The organism is Marinobacter sp. ES-1 (assembly GCF_000475255.1).
In the GTDB taxonomy this organism is placed as follows: domain Bacteria; phylum Pseudomonadota; class Gammaproteobacteria; order Pseudomonadales; family Oleiphilaceae; genus Marinobacter; species Marinobacter vinifirmus.
Window position 1 is genome coordinate 38,152 of the sequence record NZ_AXBV01000043.1, and the last position, 21,390, is coordinate 59,541.

At 57.5% G+C, this 21,390-nt stretch carries 17 protein-coding genes, 1 tRNA gene and 1 pseudogene; 11 read left to right on the top strand and 8 right to left on the bottom strand.

Going from position 1 to position 21,390, the window contains the following annotated elements; genetic code table 11:
• Window positions 1-22: 22 nt before the first annotated feature.
• The 4 genes from Q668_RS08470 to Q668_RS08485 all read right to left on the bottom strand — a co-directional run bounded on the left by Q668_RS08470 (window position 23) and on the right by Q668_RS08485 (window position 5,198).
• Window positions 23-2,161, bottom strand: a complete 2,139-nt coding sequence (locus Q668_RS08470; protein WP_036219539.1) for an adenosylcobalamin-dependent ribonucleoside-diphosphate reductase — start codon at window positions 2,159-2,161, stop codon at window positions 23-25.
• Window positions 2,162-2,450: 289 nt separating this feature from the next.
• Window positions 2,451-3,245 carry an ABC transporter ATP-binding protein gene (locus tag Q668_RS08475; protein WP_022989180.1) on the bottom strand — a complete coding sequence of 265 codons (795 nt, stop codon included), beginning with the start codon at window positions 3,243-3,245 and terminating at the stop codon, window positions 2,451-2,453.
• 9 nt (window positions 3,246-3,254) lie between these two features.
• Complete coding sequence (locus Q668_RS08480) at window positions 3,255-4,157, bottom strand: ABC transporter permease (RefSeq protein ID WP_022989181.1); 903 nt, start codon at window positions 4,155-4,157, stop codon at window positions 3,255-3,257.
• A gap of 66 nt (window positions 4,158-4,223) precedes the next feature.
• Window positions 4,224-5,198 carry an ABC transporter substrate-binding protein gene (locus Q668_RS08485; RefSeq protein WP_022989182.1) on the bottom strand — a complete coding sequence of 325 codons (975 nt, stop codon included), beginning with the start codon at window positions 5,196-5,198 and terminating at the stop codon, window positions 4,224-4,226.
• 284 nt (window positions 5,199-5,482) lie between these two features.
• Here Q668_RS08485 and Q668_RS08490 point away from each other — a divergent pair, with 284 nt between their 5' ends.
• The gene (locus tag Q668_RS08490; RefSeq protein ID WP_022989183.1) at window positions 5,483-7,150 is read left to right on the top strand and encodes an AMP-binding protein; all 1,668 of its coding nucleotides are present in this window, start codon (window positions 5,483-5,485) and stop codon (window positions 7,148-7,150) included.
• An 80-nt stretch (window positions 7,151-7,230) separates the two neighbouring features.
• Here Q668_RS08490 and Q668_RS08495 read toward each other — a convergent pair whose 3' ends face one another.
• Both Q668_RS08495 and Q668_RS08500 read right to left on the bottom strand, forming a co-directional pair.
• Window positions 7,231-8,919, bottom strand: a complete 1,689-nt coding sequence (locus Q668_RS08495) for an ABC transporter permease (protein WP_022989184.1) — start codon at window positions 8,917-8,919, stop codon at window positions 7,231-7,233.
• Between the two features lie 174 nt (window positions 8,920-9,093).
• Window positions 9,094-10,107 carry a Fe(3+) ABC transporter substrate-binding protein gene (locus Q668_RS08500; RefSeq protein WP_022989185.1) on the bottom strand — a complete coding sequence of 338 codons (1,014 nt, stop codon included), beginning with the start codon at window positions 10,105-10,107 and terminating at the stop codon, window positions 9,094-9,096.
• Between the two features lie 201 nt (window positions 10,108-10,308).
• On the opposite strand from Q668_RS08500, the gene Q668_RS08505 reads away from it, so the two are divergent.
• Together Q668_RS08505 and Q668_RS08510 are read left to right on the top strand one after the other, a co-directional pair.
• On the top strand, window positions 10,309-10,911 hold the full coding sequence (locus Q668_RS08505; protein ID WP_022989186.1) for a hypothetical protein: 603 nt from the start codon (window positions 10,309-10,311) through the stop codon (window positions 10,909-10,911).
• Between the two features lie 174 nt (window positions 10,912-11,085).
• Window positions 11,086-12,393 (top strand): HD-GYP domain-containing protein, encoded by a 1,308-nt coding sequence (locus Q668_RS08510; RefSeq protein ID WP_036219544.1) that lies wholly within the window; start codon window positions 11,086-11,088, stop codon window positions 12,391-12,393.
• On the opposite strand, the gene Q668_RS08515 is transcribed toward Q668_RS08510, so the two are convergent.
• Window positions 12,383-13,501: a hypothetical protein gene (locus Q668_RS08515; protein ID WP_022989188.1), complete on the bottom strand. Its 1,119-nt coding sequence runs from the start codon at window positions 13,499-13,501 to the stop codon at window positions 12,383-12,385. The two genes, Q668_RS08510 and Q668_RS08515, sit on opposite strands and share 11 nt — an antisense overlap.
• Before the next feature lie 250 nt (window positions 13,502-13,751).
• Here Q668_RS08515 and Q668_RS08520 point away from each other — a divergent pair, with 250 nt between their 5' ends.
• Genes Q668_RS08520 through queF form a run of 3 tightly spaced genes read left to right on the top strand, consistent with a single transcriptional unit; the run spans window position 13,752 to window position 16,309 of the window.
• Window positions 13,752-14,702: an ABC transporter ATP-binding protein gene (locus tag Q668_RS08520; RefSeq protein ID WP_022989189.1), complete on the top strand. Its 951-nt coding sequence runs from the start codon at window positions 13,752-13,754 to the stop codon at window positions 14,700-14,702.
• Window positions 14,699-15,472, top strand: coding sequence for an ABC transporter permease (locus Q668_RS08525; RefSeq protein WP_022989190.1), 774 nt, complete (start codon window positions 14,699-14,701; stop codon window positions 15,470-15,472). Before Q668_RS08520 ends, Q668_RS08525 begins: the two co-directional genes overlap by 4 nt.
• A gap of 18 nt (window positions 15,473-15,490) precedes the next feature.
• On the top strand, window positions 15,491-16,309 hold the full coding sequence (queF, locus tag Q668_RS08530; protein ID WP_022989191.1) for an NADPH-dependent 7-cyano-7-deazaguanine reductase QueF: 819 nt from the start codon (window positions 15,491-15,493) through the stop codon (window positions 16,307-16,309).
• 9 nt (window positions 16,310-16,318) lie between these two features.
• Here queF and Q668_RS08535 read toward each other — a convergent pair.
• A pseudogene (locus tag Q668_RS08535) lies at window positions 16,319-17,760 on the bottom strand (adenylate/guanylate cyclase domain-containing protein).
• A gap of 153 nt (window positions 17,761-17,913) precedes the next feature.
• Between Q668_RS08535 and Q668_RS08540 the strand changes: the two are divergent.
• From Q668_RS08540 to yajC, 5 genes are all read left to right on the top strand, one after another.
• Window positions 17,914-18,495, top strand: a complete 582-nt coding sequence (locus Q668_RS08540; RefSeq protein ID WP_022989194.1) for a nitroreductase — start codon at window positions 17,914-17,916, stop codon at window positions 18,493-18,495.
• A gap of 48 nt (window positions 18,496-18,543) precedes the next feature.
• Window positions 18,544-18,630, top strand: a tRNA-Leu gene (locus tag Q668_RS08545).
• A gap of 41 nt (window positions 18,631-18,671) precedes the next feature.
• On the top strand, window positions 18,672-19,772 hold the full coding sequence (gene queA, locus Q668_RS08550) for a tRNA preQ1(34) S-adenosylmethionine ribosyltransferase-isomerase QueA (RefSeq protein WP_022989195.1): 1,101 nt from the start codon (window positions 18,672-18,674) through the stop codon (window positions 19,770-19,772).
• Window positions 19,773-19,786: 14 nt separating this feature from the next.
• Window positions 19,787-20,908 (top strand): tRNA guanosine(34) transglycosylase Tgt, encoded by a 1,122-nt coding sequence (gene tgt, locus Q668_RS08555; RefSeq protein WP_036219564.1) that lies wholly within the window; start codon window positions 19,787-19,789, stop codon window positions 20,906-20,908.
• A 99-nt stretch (window positions 20,909-21,007) separates the two neighbouring features.
• Window positions 21,008-21,313 carry a preprotein translocase subunit YajC gene (yajC, locus tag Q668_RS08560; protein WP_227498326.1) on the top strand — a complete coding sequence of 102 codons (306 nt, stop codon included), beginning with the start codon at window positions 21,008-21,010 and terminating at the stop codon, window positions 21,311-21,313.
• Window positions 21,314-21,390 lie beyond the last annotated feature (77 nt).

Consider the following 21,390-nt stretch of genomic DNA (forward strand, 5'->3'; position numbering starts at 1 on the left):
TCCTGTCTGTCGGTTTCCGGACTCAGTATTTTCCGTAGGTGCCTTCTTTGAGGGCGTCGAAAAGGTTGGCGGCGGTATGGACTTCGCCGTCGTACTCTACCTGTTCATTGCCCTTCAGGGTGACTTTGCTGCCATCGTCCACGGTGAACTCATACAGGGTATTCTCAAGGTCCTTCTCTTTAACCAGCACGCCCTGGAACGCCTCCGGGTTGAAGCGGAAAGTGGTGCAACCCTTCAGGCCCATGTCGTAGGCGTACAGGTAGATGCCCTTGAAGTCCTGGTACTTGAAGTCCTGCGGTACGTTGGCGGTCTTGGAAATGGAGGAATCAACCCACTTCTGGGCGGCCGCCTGAATGTCTACGTGCTGCTTTGGTGATACATCATCGGATGTGGTGAAGTAGCCGGGCAGCTTCTTGTCGTCGTCATCGGAGAACGGCATGGCGCCCGGGTTGACCAGGTGGCGGTAGGCCAGCAGTTCGAAGCTGAACACGTCCACTTTCTCTTTGGTTTTCCGGCCTTCACGGATGATGTTCCGGGCATAGTGGTGCGAGAAGCTCGGCTCAATACCGTTACTGGCGTTGTTGGCCAGGGACAGGCTGATGGTGCCAGTCGGAGCAATGGAGGTGTGGTGGGTAAAACGGCCACCTTTCTCGGCCAGTTGCTTGACGAGCTCCGGCTCAACGTGGCCGATCTGCTGCATGTAGCGGCTGTACTTCGCGTGCAGCAGCTTGCCCTTGAGAATGTCGCCCACCTTGTAGCCGTCTTTGGCCAGCTCGGGGCACTTGGTCATCATCTTCGGAGTCACTTCGAACTCGTCTTCCATGATCGGAGCCGGGCCTTTCTCTTCGGCCAGGGCCAGGGACTGGCGCCAGCCTTCAACGGCCATCTCCCGAACCACTTCTTCGGTGAACTTCACGGATTCATCTGAACCGTAAGGCATGCGCAGCATCGCCAGTGTAGAGCCGAGGCCCAGAATGCCCATGCCATGACGACGCTTGTAGGTAATCTCGTGGCGCTGTTCGGCCAGCGGCAGGCCGTTGATTTCCACTACGTTATCGAGCATACGGGTGAAGGTGCCAACGACCTTGCGGTATTTCTCGTAGTTGAAGCTGGCCTTGTCGGTGAACGGGTAGTCCACGAACTTGGTCAGGTTGACCGAACCCAGCAGGCAGCTGCCATAAGGGGGCAGGGGCTGCTCGCCACAGGGGTTGGTGGCACGGATGTCTTCGCAGAACCAGTTGTTGTTCATCTGGTTGACCTTGTCAATCAGGATGAAGCCCGGCTCGGCGTAGTCGTAGGTGCTGGTCATGATGGTGTCCCAGATGAACTGGGCTTTCACCGTCTTGTAGATGCGGCAGGCGACCTTGCCTTCATCGTTAATAACGTAGCTGTCCTGAACCGGGAAGTCGCGGTACAGGAACTTGCTGGTGTCTGTCAGGTCCAGGCCCTCTTCTTCCACTTCCTTTTTGGTGACCGGGAAGGAAAGGTGCCAGTCGTCGCCGTTACGCACGGCTTCGATGAAATCTTCGGTGATCAGCAGAGACAGGTTGAACTGGCGCAGGCGGCCATCTTCACGCTTGGCCTGGATGAACTCGATGACGTCCGGGTGGTGAACATCAAAGGTGGCCATCTGTGCACCGCGGCGGCCACCGGCAGACGACACGGTGAAGCACATGCGGTCGAAGATATCCATGAATGACAGCGGGCCGGAAGTAGTGGCGCCGGCGCCGGCCACATAGGCACCACGGGGGCGCAGGGTGGAGAATTCATAGCCGATGCCGCAGCCGGCCTTGAGGGTAAGGCCTGCTTCGTGGTTTTTCTCCAGAATGTCATTCATGGAGTCGTGGATGCTGCCAGACACGGTGCAGTTGATGGTCGAGGTCGCCGGCTTGTGAGCCTCGGCTCCGGCATTGGAGGTGATACGGCCCGCCGGAATGGCGCCGTTCTGCAGGGCCCACAGGAATTCTTTCATGTACTTGTCGCGTACATTCTTTTTCTCGACTTCGGCAAGGGCGCGGGCAACCCGTTCATAGGTTGCGTTGATGTCCTTGTCGACCGGCTCGCCAGTCTTGGTTTTCAGCTGGTACTTGCTGCTCCAGATGTCGAGCGAAGCTTCCTGCATCGGAATCGTTGTGATTACTGCCTGTGCCTTAGCGTTCATTGCCACCCTCGGTTTCCAGTCTGTCTTTGGCTTTAACCCTATATATGGGCTTATTTTGAATGGAGTATAACAGGATATAGTGTTCTGTGAATAAGGTACGAACTATTGCCGGAGCGATGCCCCGCAAAGAAATTCAATGGAAAAAGGCTTGAAACTCCGCAACCCCGCATGAAACCTGCGTTTGCGGAGATCACTAGATGTAGTGGTTAAAAGGTGATCCTTGCCACAATTAACAAAACAAAAAAAAGCGGGGCCAGGCCCCGCTTTTCAGGTCAGGCTCTGGTTTGAATCAGCCGAGTAACAGGCTGTCGTCGTCTACCTGAAGCCCACGCTGTTTCTCGAACAGTCCCAGAAGGTCTTTCACCTCCAGGCCTTCCCGATCCTTACCGGCGATGTCGAACACCACCTGGCCCTGATGCAGCATCACAGTGCGACTGCCGACTTCCAGTGCCTGTTTCATGCTGTGGGTGACCATCAGTGCGGTCAGCTTCTGCTCTTCGATGATCTGCTCGGTGAGATCCAGCACAAAGGCTGCGGTTTTGGGGTCCAGCGCCGCGGTGTGTTCGTCCAGCAGCAGGATGCTGGACGGGGTTAGACTTGCCATCAGCAGGCTCACAGCCTGGCGCTGGCCGCCGGAAAGCAGTCCCATCTTATCACCAAGGCGGCTTTCCAGGCCCAGCTTCAGGGAAGACAGGCTTTCCCGGAACTGGCCCAGATACTGTCTCTTCACCGCAGCACTGAGGCCACGGCGCTGACCGCGCTTGATGGCCAGCGCCAGGTTTTCTTCGATGGACAGGTTTTCACAGGTGCCCGCCAGGGGATCCTGGAAAACCCGGGCCACCCGCGCAGCGCGCTTGTAGGTCGGCAGCCGGGTTACGTCCTGGTTGTCCACGATAATCTGGCCGCTGTCGACCATCACCTCGCCGGCCAGGGCGTTCAGGAAGGTGGACTTGCCGGCACCGTTACTGCCGATAACCGTGACAAATTCACCCTGGTTTACAGTCAGGCTCATGCCCCGCAAGGCCGGGTTCTCCAGGGGAGTTCCCTTGCCAAAGGTTAGCCTCAGATCGGTTGCGCTGATCATAGTGCCTCCTCAGGCTTTCTTGCGGGTGAAGCGGTTGGCGATATTGGTGCGCACGCCCGGCAGAACAATGGCCAGGGTTACCAGCACTGCGGTGATCAGGTTCAGGTCCTGTGCCTGCAATCCCAGAATGTCGGCATTCAGGGCAAAGGCGATCGCGAGGCGGTAGATGATGGCACCAATCACGCAGGCCAGCAGGGCCCGGATAACCGTAGACGGTGTGATAACCGCTTCGCCGCCAATCAGCGAGGCCAGGCCGATAACGATCACACCAACGCCCATGGTCACGTCTGCCGCGCCCTGGCTCTGGGCGAACAGGGCGCCAGCCAGGCCAACCAGGCCGTTGGAGAGGGCAACGCCGAGAATGATCATGCCGCCAGTCGCGATGCCCTGGGCGCGAGCCATTCGGGCGTTGGCGCCGGTGGCGCGCATGGCCAGGCCGGTTTCGGATTTCATGAAACGCCAGAGCAGGATCAGTGACACAAAAACCACGATCACGAACAGCAGTACCGGAACCTGGTGGTAATCCAGCCCCAGGTCGTACCAGGGGGTCAGCACGGTTTCTTCGGTAAGCAGCGCAATATTGGGCCGCCCCATGATGCGCAGGTTCACCGAATAAAGCGCAATCATGGTCAGGATGGAGGCCAGTAGGTTAAGAATGTTCAGTTTGACGTTCAGGATGGCAGTCACCGCGCCGGCGGCCATGCCTGCAAGGACGGCACAGCCTGTGGCCAGCCAGGGGTTCCAGCCTTCCAGCAGCAATACGGCTGCCACAGCAGCGCCAAGGGGAAAGCTGCCGTCTACCGTCAGGTCGGGAAAGTCCAGAACACGGAAAGAGATATAGATACCAAAAGCAACCAGGCCATAAATGAGGCCGGTTTCGAGTGCGCCGTAAAAAGCAATTTCGCTGAGCATGGGTATGGATTCACCGTGAAAGAAAACGGGCGGGCCCTTTTGGGGTCCGCCCGTGTTGGTCAGGCGTTACTTGTCGTTCTTGACGACTTTTACTGCTTCCTGGATGAGGTCTTCAGACAGGGTAATGCCCATGCGCTCACCAGCTTCAGGATTCACATACAGGTCCAGCTCTTCCATGATTTCCACCGGCATGTCTGCGGTGCTGGCACCTTCAAGTACGCGGGCTACCATGGCGCCGGTCTGGCGGCCGTGGTTGTAGTAGTTGAAGCCCAGGGCTGCAACCGCGCCGCGCTCTACGGTAGCGGTGTCGGCGGCAAAGACCGGGATCTTGGCGCGCTCGCCTACGGAAATAACCGCTTCAGCTGCACTGATAACGGTGTTGTCGGTGGTCAGGTAGATGGCATCGGCCTTGCCAACCAGGGAGCGGGCAGCGCCCAGTACTTCGGAAGTCTTGGTGGCGGCACCTTTAACCAGCTCCAGTCCACGGGCACTCAGGCGCTCTTCCAGCAGTTCCACCAGGGCAGCAGCATTGGCTTCGCCCGGGTTGTATACGGTACCGATACGCTTGGCATCCGGCATTACACGCTGGAGCATATCCAGGTGCTTTTCGATCGGCAGCATGTCGCTTACGCCGGTGATGTTAGCGCCAGGTGCTTCCCAGCTCTTAACCAGCTTGGCGGCGACCGGGTCGGTTACGGCAGAGAAGACAACGGGAATTTCCCGGGCGGCTGCGGCAACTGTCTGGGCAGACGGTGTGGCAATGGCCACGATGACGTCAGGGCTTTCACCCACAAACTTGCGTGCGATCTGGGATGCGATAGCCGAGTTGCCCTGGGCACTTTCGTGCATAAGGCGCAGGTTTTCGCCTTCACGGTAACCACGTTCGGCCAGCTCGTCGACCACGCCCTGATGGGCGGCATCCAGTGCCGGGTGTTCAACAATCTGGGTGATGGCAACTACACGAGTGTCTTCTGCCTGAACCAGGCTTGCAGCGGCGAGCAGCGACGCGCCGATCAGGGTACGCAGAGTTTTCTTGGCCATATGCCGATCTCCGGGTCTTTTGCAGGTTTCCCCTTGGAACGGGGTGGAAAATTTTCAAAGTTCGCAAGTTTACCACAGGGTTGCGGGGTTCGGGGTAGCGATTGCGATGAACTTTATCGGTTGTTTTTCCTCAATGTATTGAACTGCAGATAATTTTGCATTCATCACGTTTTGACGAGTGAAGGTGTGTTCAAATAGGCTACTAAAGTCGTAATGGCTACTCAGGCCACGGATAACACTAAAAACGCAACTCTGAAAACTATAAAGACAAAGCAGGAAGGTCCATGGACACAGCAAAGAAACTTCCCCTGGAAATGGTTTACCACCGGGAGGCCACAATGGCGGACTCCCTCTATATGACCCAGCCCATCGGCGATGGCAAGGTGGTGCAATACACCTGGGGCCGGGCGGTAGACGAAGCCCGCCGGATGGCATCGTACCTGAAGTCTCTTAACCTGCCGGAAAAAAGCCGTATCGGCCTGATTTCCAAGAACTGTGCCCAATGGGTCATGACCGACTGGGCAATCTGGATGGCCGGCCATATTTCCGTGCCACTGTATCCCACCCTGAATGCCGATACCGTCAACTACATCCTCGATCATGCCGGGTGTGAAGTCCTGTTTGTGGGCAAGCTGGACGACTGGGACATGATGAAACCCGGCGTGCCGGATTCCGTGCGCTGCATTTCCTATCCCCTCAGCCCGCCCAATGATTTCGAAACCTGGGACGATATCGTCGCCAAGTATCCGCCGCTGGAAGGCAAGACCGAGCGCGAGGCCGAAGAGTTGGCCACCATTGTTTACACCTCGGGCAGTACCGGCCGGCCGAAAGGCGTGATGCTGAGTTTCAATAACATGGCCTTTGCTGCCGCCGGTGGCATCGAAACCCTGGGCGTGGGCCCGGGTGAGCGGATGTTGTCTTACCTGCCGCTTGCCCACGTGTTCGAGCGGACCTTTGTGGAGCTTGGCTCACTGTACGCAGGGTTCGAGCTGTATTTTGCCGAGTCACTGGATACCTTTGTCCAGGACCTGCAGCGTGCACAGCCGACCCTGTTCCTGTCTGTACCCCGCCTGTGGGTGAAGTTCCAGCACGGCGTGCTGCAGAAGGTGCCGAAGCAGAAGCTCGAGCGTTTGCTGAAGATCCCCGTGGTCAGCAAGCTGATCAAGAAAAAAGTGCTCAAGGGCCTGGGGCTCGACAAGGTCAAGCTGGCCGGCTCCGGTTCGGCGCCGCTGTCCAACGATGTGCTCGACTGGTACCGCAACCTGGGGCTGGAGCTGCTGGAAGGCTACGGTATGTCCGAGAACTTTGCCTACTCCCACATGAACAAGCCCGGCCGTACCCGGACCGGTTATGTTGGCGAGGCGCTGCCCGGCGTTGAAGTAAGAATCAGCGAGCAGGGCGAGGTGCTGGTGAAGAGCCCGGCCACCATGATGGGCTATTACAAGGACGAGGAGAAAACCCGGGAAACCTTCACCGAGGACGGCTTCCTGAAAACCGGTGACAAGGGCGAAATCGACGATATGGGCCGTCTCAAGCTGACCGGCCGCATCAAGGAAATCTTCAAGACCAGCAAAGGCAAGTACATTGCCCCTGCACCGATCGAGAACCGCCTGATGGCTCACGATGCCATTGAGATGGTGTGCGTTTCTGGTGCCAACCAGACCCAGCCCCATGCGCTGGTGCTGCTTGGCGAGGAAATCCGTCCTCAGATGGCCGACGCCGGTTTCCGGAAGGAAATCGAGGAAAGCTTCAAGAAGCTGATTGCCGACGTGAACAAGACCGTGGATCCCCACGAGCAGCTGGCGTTCATCACGGTTGTCAGCGATGAATGGTCCATCGAGAACAGCTTCCTGACACCTACACTGAAGCTCAAGCGTAACGTGGTGGAGGATGCCTACCAGGCGAAGGTGGATAACTGGTATGCCCAGAAGCAGCCGGTAATCTGGCAGTAACGGCTGCAGGATTGATGGTGAACGACAAAGGCCCGGCAAATTGCCGGGCCTTTGTTTTTTGCGCCAGTTGAAAACCGGCCCTAAGCCATGGAGCGGGAATTGGAGATGGAGCGGTTCATCAGAATAATCGGGATGATACCGGCCAGTACAATGATCAGCGCCGGCAGTGCGCTATGGTAAAGCTGCTCGTCAGACGCAAACTGATACACGTAAGTGGCCAGGGTTTCATAGTTGAAAGGCCGGAGTATCAGCGTTGCCGGCAGCTCCTTCATGCAGTCCACGAAGACCACCAGTGCCGCCGTAATCAGTGTACCCCTGAGCATCGGCAGGTGGACTTTCACAAGGGTTTTGCCGGGGCTGTGGCCCAGTGAGCGGGACGCCATATCCATGCTTGGGGTTACTTTCTGCAGGGCGCTTTCCACGCTGCCGGCTGATACTGCCAGAAAGCGAACGGTGTAGGCGAAGATCAGGGCAAAGGCACTGCCGCTGAGCAGCAGGCCGGTACTGACTCCCAGGTAATCCCGCATCAGGGAATCCAGCCAGTTATCAAACCCGGCCAGGGGGACGATCACACCGACTGCCAATACGGCACCGGGCATGGCATACCCCAATGAGGACAGGCGCATCAGCACCTGCATGCCACGGGTGTTGTGCAGCCGGCGGCTATAGGCCAGGGTTACCCCGATTACCAGCGTGGTCAGGGCGGCCGAGCCGGACAGGAACAGGCTGTTCATGGTGTTGCGCAGGAAGTCGGGGTTCCAGCTTACATCGAAATATTCCCAGGCGTAGTAGCCGAGCGTTGCACCGGGAATGACAAAGCCCAGTACCAGTGGTACGGCACACACCACCACGCAAATCATCTGGCGCGGGAAAGACATGGTGAACCGGTGCAGCGGCTCACGGTTGTCCCGGGCGGCAAACTGTTGCTGGCGGCGGCGGGAATAGCGTTCCAGCGTCACCAGCAGTACCACGAACATCAGCATGGTGGTGGCGATCTGCGCGGCTCCCCCCAGGTTGCCCAGGTTCATCCAGGTATCGAACAGGCCTGCGGTGAGGGTTTGTACCGCAAAGAAGTCCACGGTGCCGAAGTCGTTCAGGGTTTCCATCAACACCAGCGACAAGCCTACGGCGATGGCCGGGCGCGCAATGGGCAACACTACCTTGAAAAAGGTGCTCAGGGCAGAATGGCCAAGGCTGCGGCTGACCGCAAACAGTGATGGGGACTGTTCAAGAAACGCGGCGCGGCCGAGCAGGTACACGTAGGGGTACAGTACGAGTCCGATCATGATGGTCGCGCCGCCCAGGCTGCGTATTTCCGGAAACCAGTAGTCGGCGGCGCTTTGCCAGCCAAACCAGTCCCTCAGGGCAATCTGAACCGGGCCCGCGTAATCCAGCAGGCTGGTATAAACATAGGCGATCACGTAGGCGGGCACCGCAAAGGGCAGCATCAGCGCCCATTCGAAAAACTTGCGGCCGGGAAATTCGCACATGGTGACGGCCCAGGCCGTTGCCAGCCCGATGGCCAGTGTGATTACGCCCACACCGATCATCAGTTTGATGGTGGTCACCAGGTAGCGGGGCAGGGTAGTTTCCAGGAGGTGCGGCCAGATGTTCTCTTCCGGGAACAGGGCCAGGACAATCACCGACAGAACGGGTAAGGCTACGATGGCGGTAGTGACCAGTGCGCTGATCATCCATCGTTTGGAGGTTCGTTTGGCCAGCAATGGTTGCGAAAGACCCGGGTTGGCGCTGGTAACGACCTCTGTCATGAGTGATCCGTTCTGATAGTGGTGATGAGAAGTGTTCCGATTTTAGATACTGAGCATGCTCCCTGCAATGATGCGGGTCATTTCCTTTTGTCCTGCTAAAAGAAAAGGTGCCCCGGAACCCTCCGGAGCACCTTTCGAGTCAGCTATAAAAGCTATCGATCAGTTACTGATGGATCAGCCGTCGTAATCCACGGTGTCGACCAGTTTTACTGCGGCGTTTCGGTTGTTGGCAATCTCCTGGAGAGACAGGCCATCAGGGTTGATCTCACCCCATTCAGCCACCAGGCCGGTGGGCTTCACTTCCGGGTTAGCCGGGTACTCGGTGTTTGCCTCGGCGTAGATACGCTGGGCGCTCGGCGATGACAGGAACTCCATCAGTTTGATGGCGTTGTCCTTGTTGGGAGCGCTCTTGGTCAGGGAGATACCGCTGATATTAACGTGGGTGCCGCGGCCTTCAGCGTTCGGGAATACCAGGTTCACCTGTTCGGCAATCGGGCGCTGGTTTTCATCCATCAGCATGTTGCCATAGTAGTAGCTGTTACCAATGGCTACGTCACATACGCCTTCGGCGATGGATTTGATCTGGTCGCGGTCGCCACCTTGCGGTTTGCGGGCCAGGTTTTCTTTAACGCCTTCCAGCCATTCCCGTGTCGCTTCCTCGCCATGGTGGGCAATCATCGAAGAAATCAGGGCGATGTTGTACGGGTGCTTGCCACTGCGGGTACAGATGCGGCCTTCCCACTTGTCATCGGCCAGGTCTTCGTAGCTGGCGATTTCACCGGCTTCCACGCGCTCTTTGGAGGTGAAAATCAGGCGACCACGGGTAGTCAGTGCATACCACTTGCCTTCCGGGTGGCGCAGGTTTTCCGGAATGTTCTTGTTCAGCGTGTCTGACTCAACACCGGCAACCAGGTCTTTCTCGACCAGCTCGTTAATGCGGGAGATATCGACCGTCATTACGATATCTGCCGGGCTGTTGCGGCCTTCACGCTCCAGGCGCTCTGCAAGGCCCTGCTTGGCGAAAACCACGTTGGTTTTGACGCCGGTTTCGTCAGTAAAGGCATTCAACAGAGGTTCAAGCAGGTAAGCCTGGCGGTAAGAATAGATATTCACTTCGCCGTCTGCAGAAGCGGTCAGGGGCAGGGCCGTCAGGGCGATGGCAGCGGTAGCGGCAAGTTTCATTCGCATAGTTTCGTTCCTTTGGACTTTGAGCCTGTATGGGGATGAATCTTACAAGCAACTTTAAACGTCAACCATTCTCATTACTATCAGCATCGGAGTCAATAACCCTTCTGGAATAATTTGGTGCCGCAGAATGATGAGTAGTACGTAGATATAAAAGGCAGGCCGTTGATAATGGAGTGAGTCAAGCAAGGAAGGTTTTTACTGATGAAATGCCCGTCGATCGCCCGAAGTGTTGTGATTTTTGGACTGCCACTCCTGCCCCTGCTCGGTTTGTCGGGGTGTGCCAGTTATTACACTCACTACGCCATGTTTCCAGCGGAGAATTCGGCCGGCGAAAGCCGCCAGGTAAGGGTGCACTGGGATAGCGCCGACTATCCTGACTGGTGGTTGCTGTCTGACAAGTCCACCACCATGAAGGTGGAAACGGAGTGCAGCGAGCGGGTCTGGCGGCTGGCTGATGACAGTCATGACCAAGCAGGGGAGTGCGGAGATGGCATCCGGGCCTGTGCAGATCCGGCTCGGGACACTGTGGCGGGTTCAGGCCAGCCGGCATCCGGCGCCACCGCGTGTATGACAGTTTCCTCCCCGGACGGAGCCGGGCGCATTGCGGAATTGGGCGGCCGGTTTTCTTTGCGGGTTTCCTGTGAGCCTGTGCAGCGGCAAATAGTACGGGGTGACGAAGAAGTTAACGTCGATTACATCCGCTCCTCAGCGGTGGCTTATACCGTGTTCGCGAGGCGGGTACCCAGAGGCTCTTTGAGTGCGCGCTTGCCGGCCTTTGATGAATCCCTGTGTAAGGAGGAGTGATCAGCCAGGTGGAACCTGTGATGGCTGTCCCGCTGATACAGTTTGTTGCACAAAGATAAACTGCGTTACCTGAGGGCGATGTACAGTGACGGTTGGCTACTAAATTAAAGAGGCGTTTTTTTGTGCAAGCGGCAAACTGTAAAATAGTGTCAAAAGCTTGAGCCGAGGTGTGTGGTGGGCGTAAGTCAGAGAAAAATAATGGTCCATGACCTCGAGATCGGCATGTTTGTGTCGGATCTCGATCGTCCATGGCACCAGACGCCATTCCCCATTCAGGGGTTCTACATTCGTTCCCAGAGTGATATCCGGGCCCTGCATTCCCATTGCAAGTGGGTCAAGGTAGACGTTGCCGAAGCGCGGCAGAAGGTTGACCAGGAAGAGGGCAATGTCCGCCTGTTCAGCCAGCGGGCTTCCGGGCGGGGTAATGGCCGGAACGAGCTGAAACTGCCGCCACTGAGTATCCGCGAGCCGGTCAGCCACCAGGTTACGGTACCTCTGCGTAAGGAAATAAAGGCTTCGCGGGAACTTCTCGACGATGGCGAGGCGGCTCTTCAGAAGGTTTTTAATTCTATTCGCTCCGCCAAGGCCCCTGATTTGCGGCCGGTAGCTGATCTCACCCGCAAGATGGTTTCCAGTGTCGTTCGTCAGCCCAGTGCCTTGCTGTGGCTCAGCCGTACCCGCCACTATGATGATTTTCTTTACCAGCACGCCCTGAATACAGCGGTTTGGGCGTTGGTTTGTGGTCGTCAACTGGGCTTGAATGAAGGTTTGCTTAACCACCTGGCGATGGGCTGCCTGTTGTCCCAGACAGGTAAGACTGCGTTGCCAAAAGACCTGGTAGAGCGCGAGCAACAGCTTTCTGCGGAAGAGTACACACATTATCGTGGTTATATCGAGCAAGGTGTGGCGCTTTTGCAAAACTCGGGGCTGTCCCGGGCAGTGATGACAGTGGTTCAGAACCATCGAGAGCGCCATAACGGTTCCGGTTTCCCTCAAGGGCTGAAAGGCGACAGAATTCCGTTGCTGGCCAAGGTCGCCGGTATTGCCGAGTTTTTCGAATCGCTGATTACGCCCCGCGAAACCCGCGATTCACTGACGCCGGCGAAAGCGGTGTCGATGCTTTACGAAATGCGTAATATCGAGTTTCAGGATGACCTGGTCGAGGCCTTTATCAAGGCAATCGGCGTTTACCCCACCGGCAGCCTGGTGGAGTTGTCAGACGGGCAGCGGGGCATTGTGGTTTCCCATTCGCCGGAACGGCGGCTGTGGCCCAGTGTCATGGTGATGCAGGATGCCGGTCGCCAGTCCCGTAAAACGGCAAAGATTATCGACCTGGCGAGCTATAACGAATCGAAATCCGGAGAGGCAATGCTTTCTGTAAGGGAGTGTCTGCCCCATGGTACGGAAGGGCTGGACCCGGCCGGCTATGATGTGGCTGGAGCCGAGTCCCGCTGGTCGCTGGGCAAGCTGCTCAGTCGATAATTACCCGGATATCTTTGGTAATCCACCGGTAGGTGTCTTCCGGCCTGAAGTTGATCCGGATCTCGGATTCACCGCCGGTATTTCCTGCCACATAGTACTCCACTTCCGCCGTCTGCCAGCTCCAGGAGTGCACCGCGATATCGTTCGGGCGGGTGCTGACTGCCTCGATTTCGGCTAACGCAGTCTCACCACCGATTTTTCGTACTTCAATGGTTTTGATGCCGGTGTCGCTGGCGGGATGGCTGGCAAGGTAGTCTTCCAGGTAGTAACGGCGGCCGTAATGGCTGGAGATGCTGGCCAGCTCCCGCTCAAGGTAGTTTTCAGCCTGCTCACTGTCGACATCTTCCAGGGTTCTGACGGCTTCGCGGATTCGGTCGGCCAGGGATTGCAGGTCTTCTTTATAAACGGTGTTCGGGTCCAGGTCCTCGTCGTTTTCAGGGCGGGACGGTGCCGCCTCAATCTCTTGCGGGCTGGGCGGCGCGCCACAGAGGCGGTCACCCTCAGGGTAGAAACAGATGCTTTGCAGAATGCGGTTTGCTGGCGAATCTGCCGCGGCAAAGTCCTGGGCGCTCACGGTGAAATCCAGGGTGTCGGGGATATCCGGATCGTTAATCGCTGCATTCAGCTGCTCGATCACTCTCGGGCGAATGTCGATGCCTTCGCCTTCGCTCACGTTGCCGGACCAGTCCAGCGCCAGCAGGAATCGTGTGCGGTTTTGAAGTTCGGTGTTGTTCGGGAGCAATCTGGCTTCCACCGGCCGGTGATCTTTCAGGCCGCGATCGTTCACGCTGGCGGTTCTCAGGGCTTCCCGCAGTTCCGGCTGAAAATCCAGGAAGCTGACAAAATCCTGTGCCGGAACGTTATCGATGACCGGTAACTTGCCCACTTTCAATGACAGGGTTTCACCGGGATAGTAGCGGAACTCGCCGGCTTCGTTGGTTTCACCGCTCTGGCTGTTGGTGGTGTAGGTCAGTCCGCTGAGGCCCTGGTAATTGATTCGCCCGATGCGGGTGTCGTCAGAGCCGGAGCCGCCGCTGTCCAGGCAGCCGGTGCAAACGACGGCAGCGGAAAGTGGAAGAAACAGGCGGGTAAGGTGAACGAGTTTCATGGTATGTCGTACAATCCCTTCGCGTTGACCTGATGCACCCGATGCCTGGTGACAGGTGTCTTGTAAGTTGTTGTAACGGCATTATAGGGACGGTGCCTGGAGTATATCGGGAATCCTGTCGCAGTTTGGGGGTTTGGCCTGCTGCCCGGGTTGTAATCCCCGGCCTTGAAATACCGCCTTTTGCCACAATTCAATAGCTCTCTACTTTTTTGCCTGGCTTGTCAGGCAAATTTCGGAAACGGTACGGTTTATGACCTTTGCACTCGAAATCGAAGGGCTGGAGAAAAGCTACGGCGATGGCTTCCGGGCCCTGAAGGGAATCGATCTGAAAGTCAGGGAAGGGGACTTTTTCGCCCTGCTGGGCCCCAATGGTGCCGGCAAATCCACGACCCTGGGCATAGTGTCGTCCCTGGTGAACAAGAGTGGCGGCAAGGTGAGGGTGTTTGGCCACGATATCGATACGGATCTCTCGGGCGCCAAGCTGAACCTTGGTGTGGTGCCACAGGAGTTCAACTTCAACCAGTTCGAGAAAGTCATTGATATCGTCACCACCCAGGCCGGGTATTACGGCATTCCGCTCAAGCAGGCCAGGGTTTCTGCCGAAAAATACCTGCGCAAGCTTGGTTTGTGGGACAAGCGAGACACCCCGTCCCGCATGCTGTCCGGCGGTATGAAGCGGCGCCTGATGATTGCCCGGGCGCTGGTGCATGAACCCAGGTTGCTGATTCTTGACGAGCCGACCGCCGGTGTCGACATCGAATTACGGCGCTCTATGTGGCAGTTCCTGGAAGAGATGAACCGCCAGGGCACCACCATTATCCTGACCACCCATTACCTGGAAGAGGCGGAAGCCCTGTGCCGTAACATCGCCATTATCGACCACGGCGAGATTATCCGGCACACCAGCAAGCGGGAACTGCTGCAGCAGCTGAACGTGGAAACCTTTGTTCTGGATACAGAACAATTGATGGATTCCGCGCCGGAACTGGACGGCTTCCGTAGCAGTCTTAACGAAGACGGCGCCCTGGAAGTCGATGTGGAGAAAGGTCAGAGCCTGAACTCCCTGTTTGTCGAACTGGAACGTCAAGGAATCAAAGTGGTGAGTATGCGTACCAAGGCCAACCGGCTGGAGGAGCTGTTTGTGCGAATGGTCGAAGACAATGCCCGGGCAGCCGAAAACGGCTCGGGGGTGAAAGCATGACCATTCAGGCCCTCTGGATCGCGTTCCAGACCATTGTCCTGCGGGAAATCCGCCGCTTCACCCGCATCTGGCCGCAGACGCTGTTGCCGCCGGCGGTCACCATGACCCTGTACTTCATCATCTTCGGTAACCTGATCGGCTCCCGGATCGGCGACATGGGCGGCTACGACTATATGCAGTTCATCGTGCCTGGCCTGATCATGATGGCGGTGATCACCAACTCCTACGCTAACGTGGTGTCGTCGTTCTTTTCGATGAAGTTCCAGCGCAGCATCGAGGAGTTGCTGGTGTCGCCGGTACCCAACTGGACGATACTGGCAGGTTATGTGGCGGGTGGTATGGCCCGGGGCCTGAGCATCGGGCTGATTGTTACCCTCTTGTCCCTGGCGTTTACCCAGCTGTCTATCCACAATCTGCCCATGGTGGTGATTACGGTGTTCCTGACCTCGGCACTGTTCTCCCTTGGCGGCTTTATCAATGCCATGCTGGCTACCAAGTTTGATGACATCTCCATTGTGCCGACGTTCGTGCTCACGCCGCTGACCTATCTCGGTGGTGTTTTCTACAGTATCGACCTGCTGCCGGCGTTCTGGCAGGGGGCGTCGATGATCAACCCGATCCTGTACATGGTGAACGGGTTCCGCTACGGCATACTGGGTGTTTCGGACGTTAATCCGTTCATCTCCCTTGGTATGATTGTCGTCTTTATTGTCCTGTTGGCTGCCGTTGCACTGCGCATGCTGGCCCGGGGCAAAGGCATCCGTCACTGATCGGGGAATCTTTACGACATGGCATTGCATAACGCTCCGCTGGGTAAATCCAGCGAATACCCGGATCAGTACGATCCTTCGCTACTGTTTCCGGTCGCACGGGAAGAGAATCGGCGTCGCATCGGCCTGGAAGACGGTCGCTGGCCCTGGTTCGGGGAAGATCTCTGGCAAGCCTGGGAAATCTCCTGGCTTCGGCCTGGTGGCGTGCCGGCGGTCGCCTGGGCGGAGATCCGCTTTCCTGCCGCGTCACCGTCCATCATCGAAAGCAAGTCGCTCAAGCTGTACCTGAATTCCCTCAACCAGGCCGTGTTCTCCACCGTCGAACAGGTGGCGGAAACCATTACCGCTGACCTGTCCAGTGCCTGTGGAGCGTCTGTGGATGTGCGTCTGCTCAGTGTGGATGAGTCGGCACCGGCTATCGGGCGCCCGGAAGGTTATGAGCTGATTGATGACGAGCCTGTAGATGATGTGGTGTACGAGTACTCGGCGGAGTCCCTGGCGGTGTCCGGTGAGCAGGTCAGCGAGCAGCTGTGTTCGCACCTGCTGAAAAGCAACTGCCCGGTCACCGGCCAGCCGGACTGGGCAACGGTGCTTATCCGCTATCAGGGCAAGAAGATAGATCGATCCGGCCTGTTGCGCTACATCGTCAGCTTTCGCCAGAAGCAGGACTTTCACGAGCACTGCGTGGAAACGGTGTTTACAGACCTGATGGCCCGCTGCAAACCGGAACACCTGACGGTGTGTGCACGCTATACCCGCAGGGGTGGGCTGGATATCAATCCGTGGCGCAGCACCAGCCCTGAGCAGGGTCCGGGGCCGCGCCTGGTACGGCAGTAAAGGCGGGGGTTATTCGCTGTCTTCCTCGATGCGCAGCCGGTCGGCGGCGTCTTCGAGGGCGGCCAGTATGGCCTTGCGCTCTCTCTCGGTAATCTTTTCCGAATCCATATACATGGCAAAACCGCTGTGCTCGTGCTCCATGAAGCTGCGGTGAGGGCCCATGTCCCGGCGGAAGTCCACGACTTCATAGATCGGCACCGGCTTGGCAAAGCCTTTTACCGTGATCTCGCCCTTGTCGCGGCACATGATGCGATCTTTCACCAGCGAGAAGGTTTCGTAGGAAATCAGGATTTCGCCGGAATCCGCCAGGGACTCCAGGCGGCTGGCGAGGTTCACTTCCTTGCCGATGATGGTGTAATCCATGCGGTTTTCGGCGCCGAAGTTGCCTACGGTGGTGTAGCCGGTGCTGATGCCCATACGGATCTGTAACGGTGTCTTGATGCCCTGGCTTCGCCACTTCTGGCGCATGATCTTCATGTGCTTGCGCATCTCGATGGCCATGGATACGCAGGCAAAGGCATCTTCTCTCTGGCCCGGCTGGTGGGGTCGCCGAAAAAGACCATGATGGAATCGCCAACGAATTTGTCGATGGTGCCGCCGTATTTCAGGGCCACTTCCGACATTTCGTTGAAGTAATGGTTGAGCAGTTCGGTCAGCGCTTCCGGCTCCATTTCTTCGGAGAGTTCGGTAAAGCCCTTGATGTCCGAGAAGAAAATAGCGAGCTTCTTGCGCTGGGTTTCAAGCCGGACATCCCGCTCGCCGGTAAAGATGGATTGCCAGACCTGGGGCGACAGGTATTTGGAAAGCTTGTGCGACAGGGCAATGGATTGCTCCCGCTGGTTCTGGATCTGGGTTTTGGCCAGGAGCAGGGCGCGGGCTTGCTGGTGGGAATAGTACGCGGTAACGCAAATGTAGGTGCCGGTTGCAAACACCGAGACCAGGCTGGTCAGCAGTGGCGACTGGAAGCTTTCGGCAACACCGAAGCTGGCAACCGACACAGCCGTGGCCGCGCCCATCAACAGGGTGCCTACCAGCCATTGGCGTGTGCCACCGACAATCAGGCAGCTGAACATCAGCATAAGCACGGTGGATACCGCAGGAATGGCGACTAATCCGATCATTCCGATAAAGCCACCGCCGATCACGCAATCCAGGAACAGCATTTTCTGCCGGATGCGGGGAGATCGTCTCAGAAAGGTGCGACGGGATATCAGGTGTGCGGCGTGGGGCCAGAGCATGGTGCCCGCGACCAGCCAAAGCATCCAGCCCGGGAAGATACCTTGCAGCACGCCGGTAATAATAATGGCAGTGTTGACGCCATACCCGAGAATCCGGCCGCTGTAATCCGGCATAGGCGGAATAGCCACGGTTTCGTGGCTGGAGAGGTCGCCATGCACAACTTTAGCGGCGGACCCGGTAGCGTTGCGTAATTCTGCCGGTGCGTTCATCATTTCAGAGCCGGGCCCCAGACACAGATTTAGACACAGAGTTGCTAAAATTCTTTTGGTCGCTCATTGTGTGCTGCCGGTTTTTTGTAGTTTTGAAGTGAGCTAACACTGAAGGTTAGCAGTATTACGTATAAGCCACAATTCTTACAGGTGTCTATGAGCTCTGTTACCCGCTTTCTGCTTGACCGTGCCTCCGAGCCCCGCCTGGAGGCCCCGGCTCCGCCCAGGGATGTTCTCGAGCAGGCTTTCCAGTGTGCAGCAAGGGCTCCGGACCATGCCTTGTTGCGGCCCTGGCGCTACCTGGTGATAGAGGGTGAGGCGCTGGAGGCCCTTGGCGAGCTGTTCGCCTCTGCCTGCCCGGAAACCGCCAGTGAGCAGGAAGTCGAAAAATCCCGTAAAGCACCGCTGAGGGCTCCGATGGTGATTGTCGGGATTGCCTCACCGCAACATCATCCCAAGGTACCGGAAGTAGAGCAGGTGATGTCTGCTGCCACCGGCATGGCATTTATCGGCCTGGCATTGCGCGATGCGGGTTACGGTGGCATGTGGCGCACCGGCCCGGTTACCTACCATGCACAGGTGCATCGTGGCCTTGGGCTGGCGCAAGGCGAATCGATAGTCGGCTTTCTGTATACGGGTACAGTGGTGCAGGAAAAGCCACCCGTGCCACGGCCGGAAACCCGTGAATTTGTTGAAAATTGGCAAGCGCCGGGACAGCTTGCATCCTGGGATGAATGATCGGTTGCTTTCAGAATCAGGGTCAGTATAATCCTCCCACTCTCCGATGGCGGCGTGGTGAAATTGGTAGACACGACGGATTCAAAATCCGTTGGGGTAAAACCCGTGGCGGTTCGAGTCCGCCCGCCGCTACCACTTATTGGCCGCAACCTGCGGCGTCGTGAATAGCCCGGCCCATGAACGTCTCTGATTTTCACTTTGACCTGCCGGACGAGCTCATCGCCCGTTACCCGCTCAAACAACGCAGTGCATCCCGTTTACTGAATCTCGATGGCCCTACCGGCCACACCCGGCACCTTCGTTTTACTGACTTGCCTGACCTGCTTCAGCCTGGCGACCTTCTGGTGTTCAACAATACCCGTGTTATTCCCGCGCGCCTGTTCGGCCAGAAGGAAACCGGTGGCCGGGTAGAGGTGCTGGTTGAGCGAGTGGTCGGTGAACACGAAATCCTGGCCCACACCCGTTCTTCAAAGTCTCCCAAGCCGGGGCAGCGGGTGTTGCTTGAGGATGGACCGGCCCTGCGCATGACCGGCCGGGAAGATGCCCTGTTCCGCTTTGTCTGCGAGAGCGAAGAACCCATTCTTGATGTGCTCGAGCGCATTGGCCACATGCCGTTGCCTCCTTATATGGAGCGGGATGACGATCAGTCTGACCGGGAGCGTTACCAGACCGTCTACGCCAGGGAGGCGGGTGCCGTGGCGGCGCCTACCGCCGGGCTTCACTTTGACGACGATCTGCTGGGGCTACTGAAAGAAAAGGGTGTTGAGTTTGCCTACGTCACCTTGCACGTAGGCGCCGGTACCTTTCAGCCGGTTCGGGTGGATAACGTCAAAGACCACGTGATGCACAGTGAGGTTGCCCACGTTCCCCGGGAAACGGTAGATGCCGTGAATCAGGCCCGCGCCAGGGGCGGTCGGGTAGTGGCGGTGGGCACCACCTCGGTACGCTCGCTGGAATCCGCCAGTCAGAACGGCGTGCTGTCGGCCTTTCGGGGTGAAACCGATATCTTTATCTATCCCGGCTATCGTTTTCAGACGGTGGACGCGATGGTCACCAATTTCCATTTGCCGGAGTCCACGCTGATCATGCTGGTTAGTGCGTTTTCCGGCTATGAACATATTATGTCTGCTTATCGTGAGGCGGTTCAGGAGCGTTACCGGTTTTTCAGCTACGGTGATGCCATGTTCCTGACCGGCCGGCAGCCAAGCCTTGGGCGCCAGGCTGCGTCTGGCCAAGCCGATACTGATCAACCGGAATCCCGTGGAGAATCCCTGTGAGTAATTCCTGTTTCATGAGCTTCGAGAAACTTGGAGAAGATGGCAAGGCCCGGCGTGGCCGTCTGACCTTCCCCCGGGGAACGGTCGAGACGCCGGCGTTCATGCCGGTAGGTACCTACGGTACCGTCAAGGGCATGTTGCCCCGGGACATCAAGGAAATCGGTGCGGAAATCATTCTGGGCAACACCTTCCACCTGATGCTCCGGCCGGGTACGGAAGTGGTCAAGGCCCATGGTGACCTGCACGACTTCACCCAGTGGCAGGGGCCGATCCTCACGGACTCCGGCGGTTTCCAGGTATTCAGTCTGGGCGAAATGCGCAAGATCACCGAGCAGGGCGTAACCTTCCGTTCACCGGTGGATGGCTCGAAAGTGGAGTTGTCGCCGGAGATTGCCATTGGCGTGCAGCGGGACCTGGGCTCGGATATCGTCATGATTTTTGACGAATGTACGCCGTATCCTGCTACCGAGAAGCAGGCGAAGGAATCCATGGAGTTGTCCCTGCGCTGGGCAGAAAGAAGCAAGAATGCCCATGAGGGTAATCCGGCAGCACTGTTCGGAATCGTTCAGGGTGGCATGTATGAATCCCTGCGGGACCGCTCGCTGGAAGGGTTGACTAATATCGGGTTTGACGGCTATGCCATTGGTGGCCTGTCGGTAGGGGAGCCGAAGGAAGACATGATCCGCATTCTGGATCATCTGCCGCCCAAGATGCCGGAAGACAAGCCCCGCTACCTGATGGGCGTGGGTCGCCCGGAAGATATTGTTGAGGCCGTGCGCCGCGGTGTCGATATGTTCGACTGTGTAATGCCCACCCGGAATGCCCGTAACGGTTACCTGTTCACCTCAACCGGCATCGTGAAGATTCGCAATGCCAGGAACCGGCACGACACCGGGCCCCTGGACGAGCGGTGTGACTGTTACACCTGCCAGAATTTCTCGAAGAGTTACCTGCACCATCTGGACAAGTGTGGTGAAATGCTGGGCTCTCAGCTCAATACCATCCACAATCTGCGCTTTTACCAGAACCTGATGAGCGGATTGCGTGGCGCCATTGAAGCAGGTACATTGTCCGACTTTGTAAGCGAATTCTATGCCTTACGCGGCGAAAGTGTGCCGCCGCTGGGCGATTCCTGATCAAGTTTTACACCTAGACAAGTCAATAAACGGAGAACCTGAATGAAATCAATCAAACTGCTCATCGCCGGTCTGCTGTCTCTGATGCCTGCATTGGCCATGGCTCAGGATCCGGGCGCCCAGGGTATGAGCGTGATGGGTCAGATCATCTTCTTCGCAGGCTTTATCCTGATCTTTTACTTCCTGATCTGGCGCCCGCAGTCCAAGCGTGCAAAAGAGCACAAAGCTCTGATGTCCGGCCTGAACAAGGGTGACGAAGTTGTCACTTCCGGCGGCGTAGCCGGTCGCATTACCAAGGTTGCGGACGACTTCATCGTTCTGGAAGTGTCCGATAACGTAGAAATCAAGGTTCAGAAAGTAGCTGTAGCAGCCGCCCTGCCGAAGGGTACGCTGAAGGATATCTGAGCTGGTCAGGCGCCGGCGCCCTGTGGCGCCGGCTGATTCATACTGGCTGACACACCAAGACCGGCGACCAGTCGGCT